Raw genomic sequence first — 19467 nt, forward strand, 5'->3', positions numbered from 1 at the left:
TCGTTCGAGGGCGTATACGGATTGCAAAAAGAAAGTTGTCTTAAATCCAATCTTCCTACATAAGTACAATATAATAAGGTGATATACTAGGATCAAAGTAAGAATAAAAATCCGATTAGGACAAAATCACGAATGTTTATACACAGCTTAAGCCCAACAGTATACTGGATTAATACAACTCATACCCTCATATAGAGCATTAAAAAGAATTTTACTCCTACAGAATCACATTCTAGATTCTTCCAATCAAATACCTTGATTTTGTCTATCCCTTCTCACTGCAATTCAGCGCACTAGAGCTGTTGAGTGCCGAAAACTCAGACGGGCCTGTAACAACAAGCTTCACTGTCCCAAGCCTGCCCTGCGATATGTACTTCCAACACCTGCGTTGGTGCTTGTTGAAAACAGTCTGCTAGTCCCACGGCAGCGAGGTGCTCTTTCGGCAATTCCTTGTAGCGAAGCTTGATGCTGAAAGGCTCGTCGAAGGGGAAGGGCTGTACTCGCACTTGGTTGCTGCTTAGCCAATGCGCCTGCACCAGTTGGTGATGGGTGAAGGGAAAGAAGTCGGAAAACGGAATACCGTCGCGGTACCAGGGGTGCTCGTGGGCTTTGTCGGCGCCGGGCTCATTGAGGCAGAAGTAAAGCGACAACCGGTCGGCGAACTTCAGGAGTTGCACATGGAAGTCGAGAATATGCTGCTGCGCGTTTGTGCTCAGGCCAAGCGCCTGCTGCAAGCGTTGCTGGCGCTGCTCCTCGGCTGCAAGAAAGTGCTGGCCTACTTCGGTTTTGGCTAGGTCAGGGAAGCTTGTGTAGTGCAGGCTGCACAGCAGCCCGGCGTAGGGCGACATGTCCTCTACCTCGGTGATGCCCTGCTGGTAATGGCGGACTTTGGGTTCCGCCGGAAAATCAAGAAAGGAATAAGGCGCTTGGGTTTGCTCGTTCCAGCTTGGCGCGGCATCCAGCGGAATCCACCCCCGGTCGTGTTGCTGAATTGCCAGCTCCACTTCGGGCCGCAGCGCCGCGCCTTCGAAGTAGGCGGGTTGCCAGTGCTCGATCAGCACACCGGCCACCCGCGCATGATCGTGCTGGTTGATGTAGTAGAAGCTGGAAGGGGTTTCCCTGACAATCATATGGGATGTTGCTGGCAAAACCAGTTACGCAGAGGCAGACCAGTTGCCAACGCTTCGTTAGGCCTTCTCCCCCATCGTCCAGCCTTCGCGGGGCACGGGCGTTTGGTCAGGACCAGGAATAAGCTTGTCGAGAACAGCGCCGGTGGTAAAGGCGTAGATGCCTTTGTGGAGTAGGTCGATGGCTTGCTCGTCGCGGGGCCAGGTCCAGGGCAGCGCGCCTACGCCGGTGGCATTTTCCAGCGTCTGGTCGTTGAGCAGGCGCAAATTCATAAACAGGAAGGAGCCTACTGGCCCGCGCAGGCCGCGCTCGGCCATCATAGCCCGCGCAATTCCCATCAAAATGCCCTGGCCCCAGTGCATGGTCCAGTTCAGCCCCAGCCGTTGTTCGTCGGGCTTGTGTTGCAACCCGAGTAGCTTTTCCAGCACGTGAGCAGGCACGTACGAATCGGGGCGCTTGGTGAATTGCTGCTCGATTTTTTCGGCCAGCGTCATGGCGGCCACTCCGGCAGCACCGGCTGCCAGCCCGTAAAGAATGTTTTTGCCTGTCATAATACCTTGTTCTCGCCCGGCTTTCGCCCAACGTTATGCGTGGATAAGGAGCTTTGAGAGTATCGAATGTTGCCGTCGTGCTCGTCGCTGATTCAACACTCTGCCTGTTGTCCTCTACGTCGACACGTCCCGGTAGTTTAGATAAAAACACTGCTAACCCGCTAGCGTCCAGCTTGTAGCAGAACCAGAAGCACGCTCAGCGTTTAGCTTCAACTAGGCTTAACCCCGGCGCTAAAAGATTGGAGTCGGGCTTTCAGCTACCTGCGTTGCTGCTCACCAGTTTTTCCTGTTCTGCCCGGGCCGGAGCAGTTGGCACCTCAGGAGTTGGCTCGTACACCAGCACGTAAGCCGGAGGTAAATTGAGCAGGACATGGGCCTCATCGAGCTGATGGAAGAACTTACCGAACAGTCTCTTATTCTGGAGGGAATACTGAAAAAGGATAAGCTTGCCAGACGGCAGCAAGATCTGGCGGGTGTGCTCGAGAATGCGCCAGCCTAAGCGCCGGGGCAGCGACGAAAAAGGCAGGCCGCACAACACATAGTCGACCTGGCCGACGAAGCCTATCTTCTGCAAATACTGCCCGGTTTGGTCGGCGGAACCGTGGAAGACGTGCACATTCGGTTGGCCGGCGTACCGTTCCCGGAGCAGCTGCGCAAACCGCCGGTTCACTTCAACCAGCACAACCACCGTTTCTGCTTTGCGGCGCTGGATAAGAATGTCGGTAAATACCCCCGTGCCAGGGCCGTACTCGACGATGCAGCTAGCATTGGCAAAGTCGATGGGCTCGGTTACTTTATTGGTTAGCTCCTTGGAACTCGGTATCAGGGAGCCGACCGTGGCGGGGTTGCGAAAAAACTCGCCTACAAAAGAAGGTATGGGTAGCATGCGTGGCAGTGACTAGAGTGGATGACAGCCAGCAAAGTGGCCTCAGCAGCTTGTACGGCCTATTTTACTTGGAGGTATAGGGTTCAGCTTGCCACGCGCGCCATCCTTAGCAGCTACTGTCTAGCTCAAGCACCTACCACGCTTGTGCTTGAAAAAGTCTTCCGTCACGGACACAACTCGTTACAAAACCTACTTTTCCACAGCAGAAAACGGGGTTGAGGTTTCCGTAATCCGCAAGCAGGGCCAGCCGATATGCAAGGGCACCCACATAGAGTACCCTTGCGTATCGACCGGCCCTGCCGGCGGCGCAGCACCGCTATACTAGTGCCGACTTCCGCTGCCTCAGCCGACGCTGCAAGGCGGTGCGGGTACCACGCAACGCGGCTTGTACATCATCGGCGGCCATGCGGCCGGTTTCGGCGGCACCGTTCATGTAGCCTTGGTACCAGGCGCTGCAATGCTCCCCGGCAAAAAACAGGTTGCCGACGGGTTTGCGCTCGGCCCCGGCAATGGTGCTGAACTGCCCGGGCCGGTAGCAAGCGTAGCTAGCCAGCGTGTACGGGTGCGTAGGCCAGTGCATACGCTCCACTCGTTTATTGTACTGCCCTTTAGCGGCTGGCCAGGCAGCTTCCAGTGCCGGCAAGTAGCGGCTCACTTGCGAATCTGGTGTGCCTTGACCTACTGCTAGCCCTTCTTGCCCACCCAAGTACACCGTGTAGGCCGACTGCGTGGTGGGCTGCAATTGCCCCGAGTCCCAACCGGTTTGCACGGGTGTATCGGAAAAGAGGTAGCCCGTGTACCCGTTTTTGCGCCAGGGGCGGCTGTTGAAGCCAAGGAACAGCTTGGCGTTGGTGCCGTAGCCGAGGTGTTGGATGGCGTTGGTTTTCCAACTCGGTAGCGGCACTTGCAAATTCACTTGCCGGAGCACCGTAAACGGGATGGTAAGCACCACGTAGTCGGCTACCACTAGGGTTTGGCTGGAGCCCGCTTGGAAAGTCAGCACGTATTCCTTGGCCGCGTTCTGCGTGATTTGCAGCAGCTTGTGGTTGAGCTGGATTTGGTTGGGGAGCTGCTGCGTCAGGGCATCGGTGAGGCGCTGGTTGCCGCCCTGAATCTTGTACCGCTCGTCGCTTTCCCCGAAGATGTCGAAGGTGCCCTTGTGCGTGTCGGAGGAAAACAGCCACAGGAAGTTGATGGCCGACTGCTCGGTTATTTCCAGGCCGTATTCGGTGAGGTAGGCTACGTCCAGCAGCTCCCGAATCAAGCCGGTCATCTGCAATGAATTGAAATAGCCAGCAATGGAGAGTTGGTCGAAGCGGGCCGCGGCGGGGGTTAGCTTGTCGTAGGTGATGGTGTTGGGCAGGGCGCGGATATCGGCCGTTATCTGGCGGGCATACGGCTGGAATGCCTGAATCACCTGCGCTACGGTGTAGTGCTGGCCGTTGAAAAAGTAGGCATCCTTTCGGAGTACGGTTTCGCTGGGGGCCTCCACGTCGAGGAGCGGCAGGCTGAACTCCCGGACTAGTTGCAGCATGTCGCGGTGGCCGCTGTCGATGAACTCGCCGCCTAGCTCGGTGGTGAGGCCGGGGGCCATTAGGTCGGTCTGGGTGAAGATGCGCCCACCGGTACGGTTGCTGGCCTCGTAAATCTGGGCGCGCAAACCGGCTTTGCGCAGCTGGTAGGCACAGTTCAAGCCGGCCATACCGGCCCCTACAATCACAATGCGCGGCTGCAATCCTTTGGCATCGAAGGTAGCGTGTGTATCGAGCCCAGTAGGTTCTGCTACCTCGGCTTCGCAAGCGGCCAGCAGGCCTCCGGCACCTACCAGCAGGCCCAGTTTGGCGGTAGTGGCCAGAAAGTCGCGCCGGCTTTGGCTAGTGGCCAGGTCGGCCAGCTCTTCGGCTGTGGGGGCGCCCGGTTCGTTGGCGGCCACAGCCAGCCCGAAAGCCCGTTGCAGGGCCCGTAGCAAAGGAGTACGGGCTTTGAAGTTGGGGGTAGAAGGTTGCTCCATAGAGTTCGGAATAAGGGTGGGGTATAGAAAAATAAAAATAAATAATCCTTGAATGAATAGACCTAAGCAAAGGCACAAATAGTGTCAGCTTCTTCGAATTGTAATTCTATGCCGGTTCAGCAACGCGGCGCTACCACGGCCAGTTAGCGGGGTAGGTAGATGCGGAATGTGCTGCCCTGCCCCACCGTGCTATCCACCTCCACGCGCCCGCCTGCCTGATTTACCAAGCGGTTGACCAAGTATAAGCCCATACCGGCCCCCGCTACCTCGGGGTGAAAACGCCGAAACAACTGGAACAGCTCCGACCCGTGGCGGTTCAGGTCGATGCCGCGGCCGTTGTCTTGCACGCTGAGCACCGAAACTCCGTCGGCCAGCGCCGTGCTTACTTGGATGCTTGGGGGGCGGCTGGGCTCGGCATACTTGAGGGCATTGCTGAGCAAGTTGTAGAGCATGCTGTGCAAGCTGGGTCGGGCCAACCGCAGCGTGGGCGCGGCCGTGAAGTCCAGCGTGAAAGCCCCGCTTTGGCCTTGGGGCTGCAACACACGCACAATTTCTTCGGTAAGGGGCTGCAAGGCTACGGCCTCTTCGGGCACCTGCTCTAGCTCCCGCTGCTGCTGCACCACGGCCGTTAAGCTCTCAATGGTGCCCAGAATCTGTTGCAGAGCGTCTTCAAACATCTTCATCATGCCCGCGGCCTCGGCATCATGAATGGTGGCGCTGCGCTTGAACTCGGCAAAGAGCCCCGCCATGTTGTCGATGGGTTGCCGCAAATCGTGCGAGGCCGTGTACACAAAGCTGTCGAGGTCGGCATTGATGCGGGTGAGCTGCTCGTTTTTCACCAGCAGTTGCTCGTTGACGCTGGCCAGCTGCTCGTTGGCCCGGGCTAGTTGCTCGCGTTGTTGCTCGGCTTCCGCTTTCGCTCGCAGTAGCTCCTGCTCGTACTTGCGCCGGTCGGTAATGTCGAACAAGGTGACGCGCACGACTAGCGGCTGGTCGTTGGTATCACGCAGCAGCACCGAGTTCATCAGGACGGGCAGCGTGGTGCCGTCTTTGCGCCGCAGCATGTAGCTGAGTTCCCGCACCTGGCCCTTCAACAGCAGCAAGGGCGCGCAGTGCGTTTCGTAGTGCAAGCGCCCCCCAATAGTCAGCAGCTGCTGCAAACACTGACGAGCTATTAAATCCTGGCGCGTATAGCCGAGCCAATCGAGCAAGGTTTGGTTGACCTTTACGAGCGTACCATCGGGCAGGCAGGAACAGTAGCCACAGGGTGCGTGCTCGTAGAAATCATTGAGGTTCTCCTCCGTTAGGCGTAGGTCCAACTCGGGTAGCCGCTCATCGTCAGCGTTACTCATAGGTAGGGATACGCGTGAAATCGATAAAACGACTAACTGCCGAGATTGTAGCCTCCGGCGCACTCAAATGCGGACAGTGCCCCGAGGTGTCGATTATCACTAATTCGCTGTCAGGCAGTTGCTGGTGCATATACTTGCCCACCGCCAAAGGCGCTAGCGCGTCGTTGGCGCATTGCAGAATCAGGCTCGGCGTCTGCACCAAGGGCAGATCGGCGCGGTTGTCGGACAGGAACGTGACGCGGGCGAAATGCCGAGCAATGGTGGGGTCGGTGCTGCAGAAGCTGTTGTTGAGCTCGGTAGCCAGCTCGGGCCGGTCGGGGTGGCCCATAATAACCGGGGTTATGGTACTCGACCAGCCCAGGTAATTGTCGTTCATGGCGGCCAGCAGCTCCTCGATGTCGGACCGCTCGAACCCGCCGTGGTAGCCCACATCATTGATGAAGCGGGGCGAAGGCGCTACCAGCACCAGTTGGCGGAAGCGCGCTGGCTCTTCGATAGCGGCCAGCATAGCAATGGTGGCGCCAACTGAATGGCCCACCACTACCACATCGTGCAGGTGTAAGTGGCGCAGCACGGCTAGCACATCCTCGGCATGCGCCACCAAGGAACTGTAGCGCTCGGGGTCGTAGGCTTTCAAGTTTGACTTGCCTGCCCCCACCAAATCGAGCAGCACCACTTGGTAATTGCTCTCAAAAGCCGGCGTCACGCGCCGCCACATCCGCTGGTCGCAACCAAAGCCGTGCACAAACACCATCGTCTGTGTTCCCGCCCCGGAAATGGAAACATGATGACGCTTTAGAATATCCATCTTCCCTTAATCCGCATAACAAGTCCTTGAAGCCTGACGGCGCTACGACCGAGGTTGGCGGCACCATCTCTCGGCCCTAAGGTAGCAGTTACAATTAGTTACGTATTGCCGCCTAACGCAACACTGCCAGGCGGCAGGCGCCAGCGCTCGACTATTTGCCACCGGTTTGATTTAAAAAATGATGCCGCAAGTGGCTGCTCGGCTACAACTCGAGCACGAAGCATGCGGTATACAACGGACGTCTTACTTGGCTTTCTCAGCGTATGAAAAACAACTCTTTGCACCACACCACCGTGGTTATCACCGGCGCTTCCAGCGGCATTGGGCGGGCAACGGCCCTGGCTTTTGCGCGCCAGGGGGCTCGTTTGGTTTTGGCCGCCCGGCGGGCCGCCGTTCTGGCCGAAGTGGTAGCCGAATGTGAAGAGGTAGGCGCCGAGGCCCTGGCCGTTCCCACCGACGTTACGGATGCCAACGCCGTGCAGCGCCTGGCCGAAGCCGCCGTTGCGTTTGGGGGGCGGGTTGATGTGTGGGTCAACAACGCCGGAGGGGGCGCCATTGGGCCGTTTGAAGCTATTCCGCTGGCGACCCACGAGCAGGTGTTGCGCATCAACTTGTTTGGCTACCTGTACGGCGCCTACGCTGTGCTGCCCATCTTCCGGCGGCAGCGCCAGGGCACGCTCATCAACGTCATATCGTTGGGTGCCTGGCTGCCCGAGCCCTACACCGTGGCTTACAGCGCCAGCAAATACGGCTTGCGCGGCCTCATGGATACTTTGCGTACCGAGCTAAGCACCGAGCCGCACATCCACGTCTGCGACGTACACCCCGCCTACATCGACACGCCCGGCTTTCAGCACGGCGCCAACTATACTGGTCGCGTCATCAAGCCTGCCCCACCCGTTTTTCCGGCGCAGAAAGTAGCCGATACCATCGTGAAGCTGGTTCGTCACCCCCGCCCTACCACAATGGTCGGCTGGACAGCTTCGGCGTTTCGGTTGATTTACAACCTAGCCCCTGCCGCCACCCGCTGGAGCGGTATGCGGCTGCTTAAGCTGTATCTGCAGCAAGCGGAGCGTGCACCCATCTCCGACGGCAGCCTCTTCACGCCTACTCCCGCCCGCCACGGCACAGACATATCAGGCGGCTGGCGACGGCCAGCTTCCTCTTCCGGTAGTTCCAACTCGAAGTGGCTAAACGCCGCCGTAGCTCTGGCAACCGCCGCTGCAGGCTTCTACGCCTTGCGGCAACGTTCAACTTCACCCTCGCCAGCAGCAACCACTTCTGCGGAATGAGACAGGCTACAAACCTTAGTCTACTATGCTTCGGTCATCAACCTGAGCTAGCCTGTGAGAACAGCAAATAGCAAGTAAAACGCTCGACCGTCATGCTGAGCATGTGGCGCATCAAGCCAAGGATAAGCAGTAGACAAAATCAATGAATCTCGCGTGCTGACGTTGTAGCGGTATTGTCATGCTGAGCGCAGCCGAAGCATCTCGCTAGTGTGGTACACCCTTTAGCCATTGCAACGAGTCGAGCGAGATGCTTCGGCTGCGCTCAGCATGACCGATATAGTTTGGCAACCTCAGCACGCGAGATGCTTCGACAAGCTCAGCATGACAAATGTTTTACGTAGACTAAAATCCTTCTACACAGCTGCAAGGGGGCCCTTACGTGTACCCTAGCTCTGGTTTCCTAGGAAACGCGCCAGGTACGGGGCGGTGCGGCTGCCTTTGGTGTTGATGACTTGCTTGGGCGTGCCGGCGGCTACCACTTGGCCGCCTTCGTCGCCGGCACCGGGGCCCATGTCGAGCACATAGTCGCTGCCGGCTACTACGCGCATGTCGTGCTCCACCACAATGACGGTGTTGCCGACTTCTACCAAGCCGTTGAGTTGGACCAGCAGCTTTTCCACGTCGGCGGGGTGCAGGCCAGTGGTGGGCTCGTCGAGGACGTAGAGCGAGTTGCCGCGTTGGGCGCGCTGTAGCTCAGTGGCCAGCTTGATGCGCTGCGCTTCGCCGCCCGATAGCTCGGTGGCGGGCTGGCCGAGGCGCAGGTACCCCAGGCCGACTTCGCGCAGCACCGTGAGGGCGCGGTGTACGGGCGGCTCATCGGCGAAGAACTCCCAGGCGGCATCCACAGTCAAGCCCAATACTTCCGCAATGTTTTTGTCGCGGTACGTGACTTCTAGGGTTTTGGCGTTGTAGCGCGCGCCGTGGCATACGGGGCACGGCGCGTACACACTCGGCAGAAACAGCAGCTCCACCATCACAAAGCCTTCGCCCTGGCAGTTCTCGCAGCGGCCTTTCACTACGTTGAACGAGAAGCGGCCAGCGTCGTAGCGGCGCTTGCGGGCGGCGGGGGTAGCGGCGAACAGCTTGCGTACGTGGTCGAAGAGGCCGGTATAGGTGGCCATATTGGAGCGCGGCGTGCGGCCAATCGGCTTCTGGTCGACGCGCACTAGCCGCTTGATGTGCTCCATGCCGGCCACGATGCGGCCCCCGGTTTCGGGAAGTGCGGCGCGCTCCAGCGGGTCGGCCTCGTCTTCTTCGCTGGCTGTCACGTCGAGGCCCAGTTGCTCGGCCACCAGCTCCACCAGCACCTGGCTTACCAAGCTCGACTTGCCGGACCCCGATACGCCCGTGACGGTGGTAAACACGCCCAGCGGGAAGGCCACGTCAAGCTGCTGCAAGTTGTTGCGCGTGACGCCTTGCAGTTGCAGCCAGCTGGTAGGGGTGCGCGGCCCATGCGCTGTCGATTTGTTGTCGGCAGTGAACAGGTAGCGCCGGGTCTGCGAGGGTTGCACGTCGGCCAAACCAGCGGGTGGGCCGCTGTAGAGCACCTCCCCTCCCTGCTCGCCGGCGGCTGGCCCCACGTCTACTAGCCAGTCGGCCTGCCGGACCACGTCCAGGTTGTGCTCGACCACAAACAACGAGTTGCCCGCCCGCTTCAGCGCGGCAAGAGCCGCCAGCAAGGCTTCCGTGTCGGAGGGGTGCAGGCCAGCCGAGGGTTCATCGAGTACATACACCACCCCAAACAAGTTGGAATACAACTGCGTGGCCAGCCGCAGCCGCTGCAATTCACCCGGCGACAACGTGGGCGTACTGCGCTCCAACGCCAGATAGCCCAGCCCCAAATCCAGCAGCACGGCCAGCCGGGCGCACAGGTCAGCGGCGATGCGCTGCGCAACAATAACTTGCTCGGGGTGCGCAGCATCGTGCTTTTTTCGGCTCGCCGCCGTACCATCAGCGTAGGGCTTCAGCAAGCCTGCCACCCGCTTCAGCGGCAGATACGACAGCTCGGCAATATCCAGTCCCGCAAACGTCACCGACAACGACTCGGGCCGCAGGCGCTTGCCGTGGCAAAGCGGGCACTCGGTGCTGAGCATGTACTGCAAGGCCCGCTTTTTCATGAGCGGGCTTTGGGTATTGGCGAAGGTGTGCAGCACGTGCCGCTTGGCGCTCGTGAAGGTGCCCATGTAGTTTGGCGGCTCCCGGCGCTTAAGGGCCCGCTGCGTTTCGGCGGGCGAGTAGCCGGGGTACACGGGCACCACCGGTTGCTCCTCGGTGAACAGAATCCAGTCCCGGTCCTTTTGGGGTAAATCGCGCCAAGGGCGGTCTACATCGTAGCCGAGCGTGACCAGGATGTCGCGCTGGTTTTGGCCGCCCCAGGCTTGCGGCCAGGCCGCAATGGCCCGCTCCCGAATCGTGAGCGAGTCGTCGGGTACCATGGAGCGTTCGGTTACCTCGTAGATGCGGCCCAGGCCGTGGCAGGTGGGGCAGGCGCCTTCGGGCGTGTTCGGCGAAAAGGCTTCGGCGTAGATGATGCCCCGCCCCGCCGGGTAGTCGCCCGCCCGCGAGTAGAGCATGCGCACCAGGTTGGAAAGCGTGGTGACGCTGCCCACCGACGAGCGGGTGGTGGGCGTACCGCGCTGCTGCTGCAAGGCCACGGCCGGTGGCAGACCGTCAATGGCATCCACTTCGGGCACCGCCATCTGGTGAAACAGCCGCCGCGCGTACGGCGACACCGACTCCAAGTAGCGGCGCTGCGCCTCGGCATAGAGTGTCCCGAAAGCCAACGACGACTTGCCCGAGCCCGACACGCCCGTAAACACAACCAGCGCGTCGCGGGGAATGTCGACGTTGATATTTTTCAGATTGTGCTCACGCGCCCCTCGAACGTGGACGAAGCCGCTAAACTCTTGTGGGATATTGGGTTGAGTGTTTTTCGCCATAAAGTGCCGCGCAACTTAAAAGTAGCCAGTGCACTCTGGTACGCAAAAACAAGCAACGCTGCCGAGGAACAACCCACCGGATTGATTGTCCGGGCCTCGCTGAGGCTTCAAACCAAGCTTACTCGTCGTCGCTTTTGCCAGGTCTTTGAGGGCCACCTCCAAACATGATGGCCAACGTTTTGGCCCCTATTTGCATGACATCCTTGCCGTAGTCGAGAACTTGGCCGGTGGTTTTGATTTGCATGTTTTGCGGCGTGACGGGCTTCAGCTGCACGCTCGCAAACTCATAGAGCAGCTTGTGCTTGCGCTCCTTGTCAAAATAAACGACCAGCTTCGTGATGCCCTGCTTTTCCTTGACGTATACCGGGTGAGCAAAATTCAGCATCTGCGGTATCTGAGGCGAGGTCCAGACGTCCAGAGCTTCTGGCTTCTCCGACATCCCTCCAAGTGCGGGGTCGGCGGGTGCCGAAGAGGCGTTCGGCTTGAGCGTGTAGGTAGTTTTCGTGCTCGGGTAGCCTGCTACCAGCGCCGTTTCGGCGGTGGTTTTCATGGTGTAGTCCGCTTCGGTGACGGATATGCTTTGCCACACATTCTTGACGCTACCCGCATTATAGGTGTAGGCTACTTGGTCGGGGCGACCTTGGGCAGCCATCAGCAGCAAGCCGGTGTTTTTGGTACCGTTGAAGTAATTTTCGAGGTGGTACATTAGGGCGTCGGTGATGACGCGGGCCTCCTGGTTGCGGCAATAGATGGTGCCTTTGCGGGGGAGCATCATGGCCCCCATCGTCATAGCGGGCGGACTCTTCTCGGCCGAAGCCTGCATTTGCTGCTGTTCGGCCGGCGACATGGCGCCAATAATGCCTTGCATCTGCTCTTGCGGGTTGCCCTTCACCGGATCGAGTTGGCTTAGCACTTTGTCGAAGGGGTTGCCGGGTAATGAAACACGGGTGGTGATAATACCTTCGGTGAAGTTTGCGGGTGCAGGCGCTACTGTGGGCTGCCCCGGCAAATAGTTGGCCGCAGCCATAGAAGCTGTAAGAAGAAACAACACGGCTGCAAAAGGGTGACGGCTGGGGTGCATAAACGGTTGATGAAGGAAAGGGTGTGAATTATTGGCTCCTACTCCACATTCTAGCTCGATGCGGGAGTAGAATCCGCACAAATATATATGCTCCTATGTAGCATGGCTTAGCATAGACTTTCCTTGAATCGGTAGGAAGCAGTCGGCTTTTCTTACTTCAACAGGGCCAAATCCTGTATCAGGTTGAAAGCAGCTTCAGGGGCAATAGCATGAATCTTCCGCCTCCAGTAAAGCTACTCCCACAACTCCGTGTAGCCACATTTTGCGTGCAACAAGAGCTATATCAGCTGGTTTGCCGAAGTTGCGTACACCACTTTCACTTAACCGCATCAGCAGCTATGGAACAGCAAATCCGCGAACGTATGGTTGAAGAATTGAGCAACTTGCTCGTGCAGGGCAATGCCCACGTTACTTTCGAGGATGCCTGCGCGGATGTTCCGCCACACCTGTTGAACGAGGCTGTTCCGGGCCTGCCGTACACCGTTTGGCAATTGGCCGAACACATTCGGATTGCCCAGTGGGATATTGTTGAATTCTCTCTCGATCCGAATCATACCTCGCCCAAGTGGCCTGATGACTACTGGCCCGCGACCGAATCGAAAGGTGACGCGGCTAGCTGGCAGGCCACGCTAACGCAAATCAAGCACGACCGGGACCGGTTTATCGGCGTGCTCGAAGACACTTCGCAAGACTTGTTTGCACCCTTTCCGCATGGCACCGGCCAGACGCTTTTCCGGGAAGCCCTCTTGATTGGCGACCACACTGCCTATCACACCGGCCAGATCATCTTGCTGCGGCGCATGCTCAAAGATTGGGAATAAGCCCATATGCGCTTAGAGCATATTGAAAGCCGCTTAGTTGTGCCGTCGGGTTGTTTTGATCACCGTTTTGCCAGTCAAGCAACATAAATAGTATTGTCAAACTATACCGGTCATGCTGAGCGCAGTCGAAGCATCTCGCTAGTGTGGTATATACCACTCCTACATCAGCACGCGAGATGCTTCGGCTTCGTTGCACTGCGCTCAGCATGACAATAGCACTGCAACGTCAGCACGCGAGATGCTTCGGCAAGCTCAGCATGACGTTCTAACGAACTGTTCAGATAATGGTCAACCATCCCTGCCCCCTCCTTGCTAGATGCGCATCAGCAACTGAGGAAGACTAGCTTTAGAGCTAGTGCCCTCCTAGAACAGTCTAGCCAATCAGTCTCAGCAACGCCGAGACGCGACCTGTTGCGTTTCTACAGCGCTTCACAGGAGGGTGCAGGACGGAATGGCCGCGCAAGGTGGCGTCTTTAGGTAGCTGGTAAGCAGGCGGTACCTGTGCCCTCACGAACCGGCAAAGGCCCCACCCCAAAAATGCGCGCTATGAAAAGCAACTCTGTACTCTTGTTTGCGGCGCTTGGCACCGCTCTGCTATGGGCGGCGCCGGCTTCGGCCCAGATTGGCACCCGGTTTCCCTCGGAGCGCAAAGTGGTGAAAGACCCTGTCACGGGTACCATGCTCACCTTCCTGACCAGCACCCCCAAAGGCGACGCCAAGATTTATCAAACCCACAACCAGTGGACTTCCGATGGGCAATGGCTAATTTTTCGCTCGGGCCGCGTGCCCAAGGAAGCCATGGCCGTGAACGAGAAGACCGGCGAGATGGTGCAAGTGACGGAAGGCAGCTACACGGGCATGCTCAACATAGCTCGCAAGTCGATGAAGCTCTACTTCATGCGCAACGTGGGCGCCGAAACAGCACCCAACGCCGCCCCCGATCCTGCCCGTAGCGTGCAAATCATAGAGGTGGACCTGGCCAAGCTGTTCGCCGACAGCAAAGCCGGCAAGATGCAGCCTGCCTCGGTGTACCAGCGGGTGTGCGGCACCACCCCACCCGAAATCGGCGCCGGCGGCGACATGGCCCTCGACGGCAACGAAGACGTGGTGTACTTCCGGGTAGGCAAAGCCGAAGCCGCCAAGCATCTGCCTCCCGACACCAAAATTGCCAGCGCCTTTGGGCCGCGCAACATGGGCGCGGGTCCGGCGGGGCTGGCTAGCATGAACATCAAAACCGGGGCCATCAAACACGTGGTGTCGGTGCCGTTCCAGATTGGGCACGTGCAAACCAACCCTTGGGTGCCCGGCGAGATTATCTTCTGTTGGGAAACGGGCGGCAAGTCGCCCCAACGGACCTGGACGGTGCTGGCCGATGGCACTGGCCTGCGCCCCCTCTACCCCGAAGCCGACTTTGAATGGGTGACGCACGAGGCGGTTATTGCGCCCGATGAAGTGGCTATTGCCATCATGGGCCACCGCAAAATCAACTTCAACAAAGAAACCGCCAACGCCACGGCCAGCACCAGCGCCCAAGCTACCACCCCCGACCAACGCAACCCCGGCCAGGAAAACGCCTGGGGCCCCTCGGGCACCCGCGAGAAACCCACTGGCCTCGGCATCGTGAACCTGCGCACCCGCGAGATGACCATTGCTGGCCAAACGCCGAGCGGCAGCGGCCTCTGGCACGTACACGGCTCCTCGGATGGCCGCTGGGCCGTCGGCGACGATTTCTCGCGCAGTCTCTACCTCATCGACCGGCACACCCGCGAAATGCTGCTGCTGACCACCGGCCACAAAGAAACCGCCGCCGACCACCCCCACCCCACCTTCAGCCCCGACGGCACCAAAATCCAGATCCAATCGGCCATGCTCTCGGCCGACAACCGCTCGATGAATATCTGCATTGTGCCCGTGCCGGAAGCCTGGCTGAAACGCAAATACCCAGCTCCGGCAACTCCGGCTAAGTAGAAGTCAATTTAAAAACAGCGCCCACGGGCCGCCATACGCATGCGTGTGGCGGCCCGTGGGCGCTGTAGGGTATTAAACCGGCCGTCATGCTGAGCGCAGCCGAAGCATCTCGCGTGCTGACGTTGCCCTAACGCATCTCATTCCTGTCATGCTGAGCGGAGTCGAAGCATCTCGCGTGCTGGCGTTGCCAAACTAACGGTCATGCTGAGCGTAGTGCAACGAAGCCGAAGCATCTCGCTCGACTCGTTGAACTCATAAGGGTTTACCACACTAGCGAGATGCTTCGGCTGCGCTCAGCATGACCGTTACTATAGATAAGGCGTTAATGTTTATAGCGTTGAAAGTCACTTCTTTTAACCTCTAATTTCAGAGGCTAGGTCAGCACTTTTTTGCTATTAGTTTCTTTGACTTTGCGTGGCCGGTCGTCGTCGCCGAGCAGCATACCCCAGGGCTTGAGGGCTTCTATCCGGTCGAACACAATCTTAAGGATGGCCATGCCGGGCAGCGCCAAAAACATGCCCGGAATGCCACCGATGGCATTACCAACCAGTACCCCTACCACGGCGGCCAAGGCATTCACCTGTACTTTGCCGGCCACGATGCGTGGCACCAGCAGGTTGTTATCAATAAACTGAATGACCATGTACACCCCCACTACCCCGAGCGGATAGAGGTAGCTTTCTTTGGTGATAAATGCCATCAGCACGGGCAGCAGAATGGCAATCAGGCCACCTACGTACGGAATAAAGTTGAGCAACGCGCCTAGCACGCCCAGCAGCAGTGCATACGGAATACCCAGAATCAGCAGCCCCGTTACGTTGAGCACGGCCACAATAGCGCCTTCAATTAGCAGGCCCGTCATGTAGCTTTGGATAGTGCTTTTGCTTTCGTGCAGCACTTCCTCCACCTCCGGGTCGTGCCGCCGACCCGAAAACACCTGAATCAGGAAGTTAACGAGCCGCTCGCGGTACAAAAGCAGCAAGAAGATATACACCGGCACCAATGTAGACACTACCAGCAGCCCCGATACCGTGGAAAGGGCCTGCCCCGCCAGAGCCGTAGCGCGGCTTGTGGCTTGTTGGAGCCAGCCGAGCAGCCGCTCGTTGGTGATGCCAAACCGTGCATCGAGCCACCCCACCAGTTGCCGCTGCGCTTGTAGCAGCTTGGTTTTGAAGAGTGGCATCTGTGTGGCTAGCTCCCCGGCTTGCAGGTAGATGAAGTAAAGTATCCCTAGCAACACCGCCACTCCCAGCAGTACGGTTAGGGTGATGGCCAGCAGCTCGGGCACCCGGCGCCGCAGCAGCCATTGCTCGATGGGGAGCAGCAAAATGGCGAAGATGGCGGCAAAGAACAGCGGAAACAGGATGTCGCCGGCTAGGTAAATCGTTAGTACAAACAACGCCAGGCCCAGGAGCACCAGGGGTGCTTTGGCGTAAAAGGGCAGTTCTATTTTAGGGTTCTCGTTCATTGGTTAAGGTGGCCTCTAGTGGTATGCCCCTTGATACGCAACCCCGGGCGGAAAGTACAGGCTTTGCCCCCCGCAATCAGCACAGTTAAGGCCCTAAAAATCAGCTAGCTCAACCTTAGCAAGCCCTACCCAGCTGAAGTGTAGCATAGCCGATAGATCAGCTTGGCTATTAGCCCAACCACGCGTTGCTAGACTTCACCGGCAAGTTTCTCGGCCAGTACCGATGTAGGCAACCGAAGTATAAAATGAGGTGCGTACACGGGCCGCGCCACGCGTGGCCACGCCTTCAAACCTTATTCGTGTCGCGCAAAGAAGGATTTCACTGGACGCAGGAAATTTCTTAACAGGCTTTTGTCACGCTATTTCCAGACTGTGCGCTCGTTCTTTCGTACCCTGACTTCATCTACGTTGCACGGGGGCGCAGTCTGGAAATAGCTTCAGCTTACCAGTTGCGGTACTTTTGCAGAAAATTCAGTTAACGGCGCACTACAAGCACGCGGTAGAATTCATGTCCAAGCAGAAATACATTTTCCTCATTCTGATTTTAGGTAGCCTCACGGCACTCGGTCCTTTTTCCATTGATATGTACCTGCCGGGCTTTCCGGCCATTGCCACCGACCTCAATACCACCGCGGCCCGCGTTGCGCTTTCCTTATCGAGTTTCTTTATCGGGATATCGGCGGGTCAGCTCTTGTACGGCCCCTTGCTCGACCGATTCGGCCGGAAAAAGCCGCTTTACATCGGGCTGGCCGTCTACATTGTCGCCTCAGTTGGCTGCGCGGCCGTCCGCACCATCGACGGGCTGATTGCGCTACGATTGGTGCAAGCCGTCGGGAGCTGCGCCGCGGGCGTAGCCTCGGTAGCCATGGTGCGCGACTTGTTTCCGGTAAAAGACAGTGCCAAGGTATTCGCGACGCTGATGCTGATAGTAGGCCTCTCACCTATGCTGGCCCCCACCATCGGCGGCTACGTTACCGAGGCCTTCGGCTGGCAGGGCGTGTTTATTGCCTTGGCCTTCATGGGTGCTGCCATGCTGGCCGCCTGCGTGCTGTGGCTGCCCGACACCTATACCCCCGACACCACGCTTTCCCTAAAGCCTCTGCCCATTCTGAGGGGTTTCTGGACGGTGCTACGCGAGCCGCAGTTCTACACCTACACCTTCACAGGGGCCATGGCGTTTTGCGGACTCTTCGCCTACGTGGCCGATTCGCCGCTGGTATTCATGGATATTTTCGGGGTTGATGGCAAAACCTACGGCTGGATCTTTGCCTTCCTCTCCATCGGCTTGATTGGTGCCAGCCAAGTGAATAGTGTGCTGCTGCAGCGCTTCTCCAACGAGCAACTGGTGTACACCTCCCTTGTTTGTCAGGTTCTGGTCAGCGTGGTATTTCTGGTGCTGACCCTCAACGGCTGGATCGGCTTGGCGGGCACCATTGCGCTGCAATTCCTTTTCATGTGCTGCCTCGGTTTCAGCAACCCCAATACCTCGGCCTTGTCATTGGCGCCATTCGAGAAAAATGCGGGTAGTGCCTCCGCCCTGCTGGGCGCCATTCGCATGGGCATGGGAGCCTTGGCTTCAGTAGCCGTAAGCGCGCTCAACAACCACACGGCCGTGCCGATGGTGGGGGTCATGGCAGGCGCCTCCGTCTTGGCGTTGCTCATCCTGTTGATTGGCCGCAAGAATATCACGGCACCCGTTACGGTAGCAGAAGGGCAACTCGCCGAAGCTGTGCATTAATTAGAGTGGAGCTATAAGCTAGTTTCCCTCCTCATCTGAGGGGCTAGGGGTGGTTGAACCTAACCCACGTCTAGGACCTAATGAGAAATGGGACAGTAGCGTCTCGCCTGCTGACGTTGTCAAACTAACGGTCATGCTGAGCGCAGCCGAAGCATCTCGCTAGTGTAGTACCCCTTTCATCCGTTCAACGATTCGAGCGAGATGCTTCGACTCCGCTCAGCATGACGGTTAGTTTAGCAACCTCAGCACGCGAGATGCTTCGACTTCGTTGCACTGCGCTCAGCATGACAATAGCACCACAACGGCAGCACGCGAGATGCTGCGCTTGCGCTCAGCATGACAGTCCTTTAAGTTGCTCTAGCATTACCTTATAGCCCCACTTCTTTGATGCTCAACAGCAACTGAGGGAACTAGTGCTCTAACCTATAGCTCTGATTTTAGAATTGAAATGCGCTCTTAGCATGCAGGTTTTGTAGGTAGGGCTGCCGTTGTTCTTTGCGCTGTCCTGCTACTCTTTTAAGACAAATGGGCCAGCGCTTCTTTAAGAGACGCAACTTCATGGAAAGTTACTTTCCCTACTTCGTCGGCGGGTACTTGCTCGTAAATCCAGGTGGTGTAGAAGGGTACGTAAATTGCCCGCGCCCCTAGTTTAGCTACGGGCAGAATATCGGATTTCAGCGAGTTGCCGATCATCACAAAGTTTTCGGCCTGCACTTGGTAGCGGTTCAGAATGCGGCGGTACGTGGCTTCGTTTTTCTCGCTCACTATTTCCACGTAGTCGAAATAGTCGCCGAGGCCAGAGCGGGCCAGTTTGCTTTCCTGGTCGAACAAGTCGCCTTTGGTGAGAAGCATCAACGGTATGCCGCGCTCTTTCAACTCATTTAGCACCGCATCTACGTGCGGGAGCAACTCGATGGGAAAGCTAAGCAGCCGCTTGCCGCTGTCGAGGATTTGCTGGATTTCGGTACCCGTTACGCTGCCATTGGTAAGCTGAATCACGGTTTCGATCATGCAGAGCATAAACGACTTGGCCCCGTAGCCAAACAAATGCATGTTCTGGCGATGCACCTCATTGAAACGGTTGGACAGCGTTTCGGCATCGGCATAGTGAGTGAGCAGGGCCGAAAGTTCGGCCTCGGCCTGATCGAAGTGGGGCTGATTGGGCCACAGCGTATCGTCGGCGTCGAAGGCAATAAGTTGAGGAGTAGTCATGAGCAGTTAGCGGCAGATATAACCCGCACCTATTTTTAGCTGCCACCGCAGGCAAACGGGCCCGCGAAATTAAGTAGCCGCAATCAAACGTCCTTGACTGCGCTGCCACGCATCTCTTGCCTACATACGCGGTTTTCCAGGCTCACATTTTCACTTTTCAGAGAAGCATTTTGTGTACGCCACACGAAGAGCAGGTCTAGACTTACCCGCGA

14 protein-coding genes are annotated in these 19467 nt (G+C 57.9%); 4 read left to right on the forward strand and 10 right to left on the reverse strand.

Annotation, left to right across the window (positions count from 1 at the left end):
- Positions 1 to 317 precede the first annotated feature (317 nt).
- The 6 genes from P1X16_RS11750 to P1X16_RS11775 all read right to left on the reverse strand — a co-directional run bounded on the left by P1X16_RS11750 (position 318) and on the right by P1X16_RS11775 (position 6736).
- Positions 318 to 1130: a DUF3891 family protein gene (locus P1X16_RS11750; protein ID WP_277229014.1), complete on the reverse strand. Its 813-nt coding sequence runs from the start codon at positions 1128 to 1130 to the stop codon at positions 318 to 320.
- A gap of 57 nt (positions 1131 to 1187) precedes the next feature.
- Positions 1188 to 1679: a hypothetical protein gene (locus tag P1X16_RS11755; RefSeq protein WP_277229016.1), complete on the reverse strand. Its 492-nt coding sequence runs from the start codon at positions 1677 to 1679 to the stop codon at positions 1188 to 1190.
- A gap of 253 nt (positions 1680 to 1932) precedes the next feature.
- Positions 1933 to 2565 (reverse strand): rRNA adenine N-6-methyltransferase family protein, encoded by a 633-nt coding sequence (locus P1X16_RS11760; RefSeq protein WP_277229018.1) that lies wholly within the window; start codon positions 2563 to 2565, stop codon positions 1933 to 1935.
- A 316-nt stretch (positions 2566 to 2881) separates the two neighbouring features.
- Positions 2882 to 4576: an NAD(P)/FAD-dependent oxidoreductase gene (locus P1X16_RS11765; RefSeq protein WP_277229020.1), complete on the reverse strand. Its 1695-nt coding sequence runs from the start codon at positions 4574 to 4576 to the stop codon at positions 2882 to 2884.
- Between the two features lie 143 nt (positions 4577 to 4719).
- A complete protein-coding gene (locus P1X16_RS11770) occupies positions 4720 to 5928 on the reverse strand; it encodes a PAS domain-containing sensor histidine kinase (protein ID WP_277229022.1) in 1209 nt (402 codons plus the stop codon).
- Complete coding sequence (locus P1X16_RS11775) at positions 5921 to 6736, reverse strand: alpha/beta hydrolase (protein ID WP_277229024.1); 816 nt, start codon at positions 6734 to 6736, stop codon at positions 5921 to 5923. Before P1X16_RS11775 ends, P1X16_RS11770 begins: the two co-directional genes overlap by 8 nt.
- A 263-nt stretch (positions 6737 to 6999) precedes the next feature.
- Between P1X16_RS11775 and P1X16_RS11780 the strand changes: the two genes are divergently transcribed.
- Positions 7000 to 8028, forward strand: coding sequence for an SDR family oxidoreductase (locus P1X16_RS11780; protein ID WP_277229026.1), 1029 nt, complete (start codon positions 7000 to 7002; stop codon positions 8026 to 8028).
- 386 nt (positions 8029 to 8414) lie between these two features.
- Here the strand turns inward: P1X16_RS11780 and P1X16_RS11785 are convergent, their stop codons facing one another.
- Complete coding sequence (locus tag P1X16_RS11785) at positions 8415 to 10967, reverse strand: excinuclease ABC subunit UvrA (RefSeq protein ID WP_277229028.1); 2553 nt, start codon at positions 10965 to 10967, stop codon at positions 8415 to 8417.
- A gap of 118 nt (positions 10968 to 11085) precedes the next feature.
- Positions 11086 to 11994 (reverse strand): hypothetical protein, encoded by a 909-nt coding sequence (locus P1X16_RS11790; RefSeq protein ID WP_277229030.1) that lies wholly within the window; start codon positions 11992 to 11994, stop codon positions 11086 to 11088.
- A 392-nt stretch (positions 11995 to 12386) separates the two neighbouring features.
- Between P1X16_RS11790 and P1X16_RS11795 the strand changes: the two genes are divergently transcribed.
- Both P1X16_RS11795 and P1X16_RS11800 read left to right on the forward strand, forming a co-directional pair.
- On the forward strand, positions 12387 to 12869 hold the full coding sequence (locus tag P1X16_RS11795; protein ID WP_277229032.1) for a DinB family protein: 483 nt from the start codon (positions 12387 to 12389) through the stop codon (positions 12867 to 12869).
- Positions 12870 to 13415: 546 nt separating this feature from the next.
- Entirely contained in the window at positions 13416 to 14837 is a 1422-nt protein-coding gene (locus P1X16_RS11800; protein ID WP_277229034.1) for a hypothetical protein, read from the forward strand.
- A gap of 373 nt (positions 14838 to 15210) precedes the next feature.
- On the opposite strand, the gene P1X16_RS11805 is transcribed toward P1X16_RS11800, so the two are convergent.
- On the reverse strand, positions 15211 to 16305 hold the full coding sequence (locus tag P1X16_RS11805; RefSeq protein ID WP_277229036.1) for an AI-2E family transporter: 1095 nt from the start codon (positions 16303 to 16305) through the stop codon (positions 15211 to 15213).
- A gap of 460 nt (positions 16306 to 16765) precedes the next feature.
- Between P1X16_RS11805 and P1X16_RS11810 the strand changes: the two genes are divergently transcribed.
- Entirely contained in the window at positions 16766 to 18043 is a 1278-nt protein-coding gene (locus tag P1X16_RS11810) for a multidrug effflux MFS transporter (protein ID WP_346771244.1), read from the forward strand.
- A gap of 516 nt (positions 18044 to 18559) precedes the next feature.
- Here the strand turns inward: P1X16_RS11810 and P1X16_RS11815 are convergent.
- Positions 18560 to 19255 carry an HAD family hydrolase gene (locus P1X16_RS11815; RefSeq protein WP_277229038.1) on the reverse strand — a complete coding sequence of 232 codons (696 nt, stop codon included), beginning with the start codon at positions 19253 to 19255 and terminating at the stop codon, positions 18560 to 18562.
- Between the last annotated feature and the right edge of the window lie 212 nt (positions 19256 to 19467).

Origin of the sequence: Hymenobacter sp. YC55, from assembly GCF_029433095.1 — a bacterium.
Classification (GTDB): domain Bacteria; phylum Bacteroidota; class Bacteroidia; order Cytophagales; family Hymenobacteraceae; genus Hymenobacter.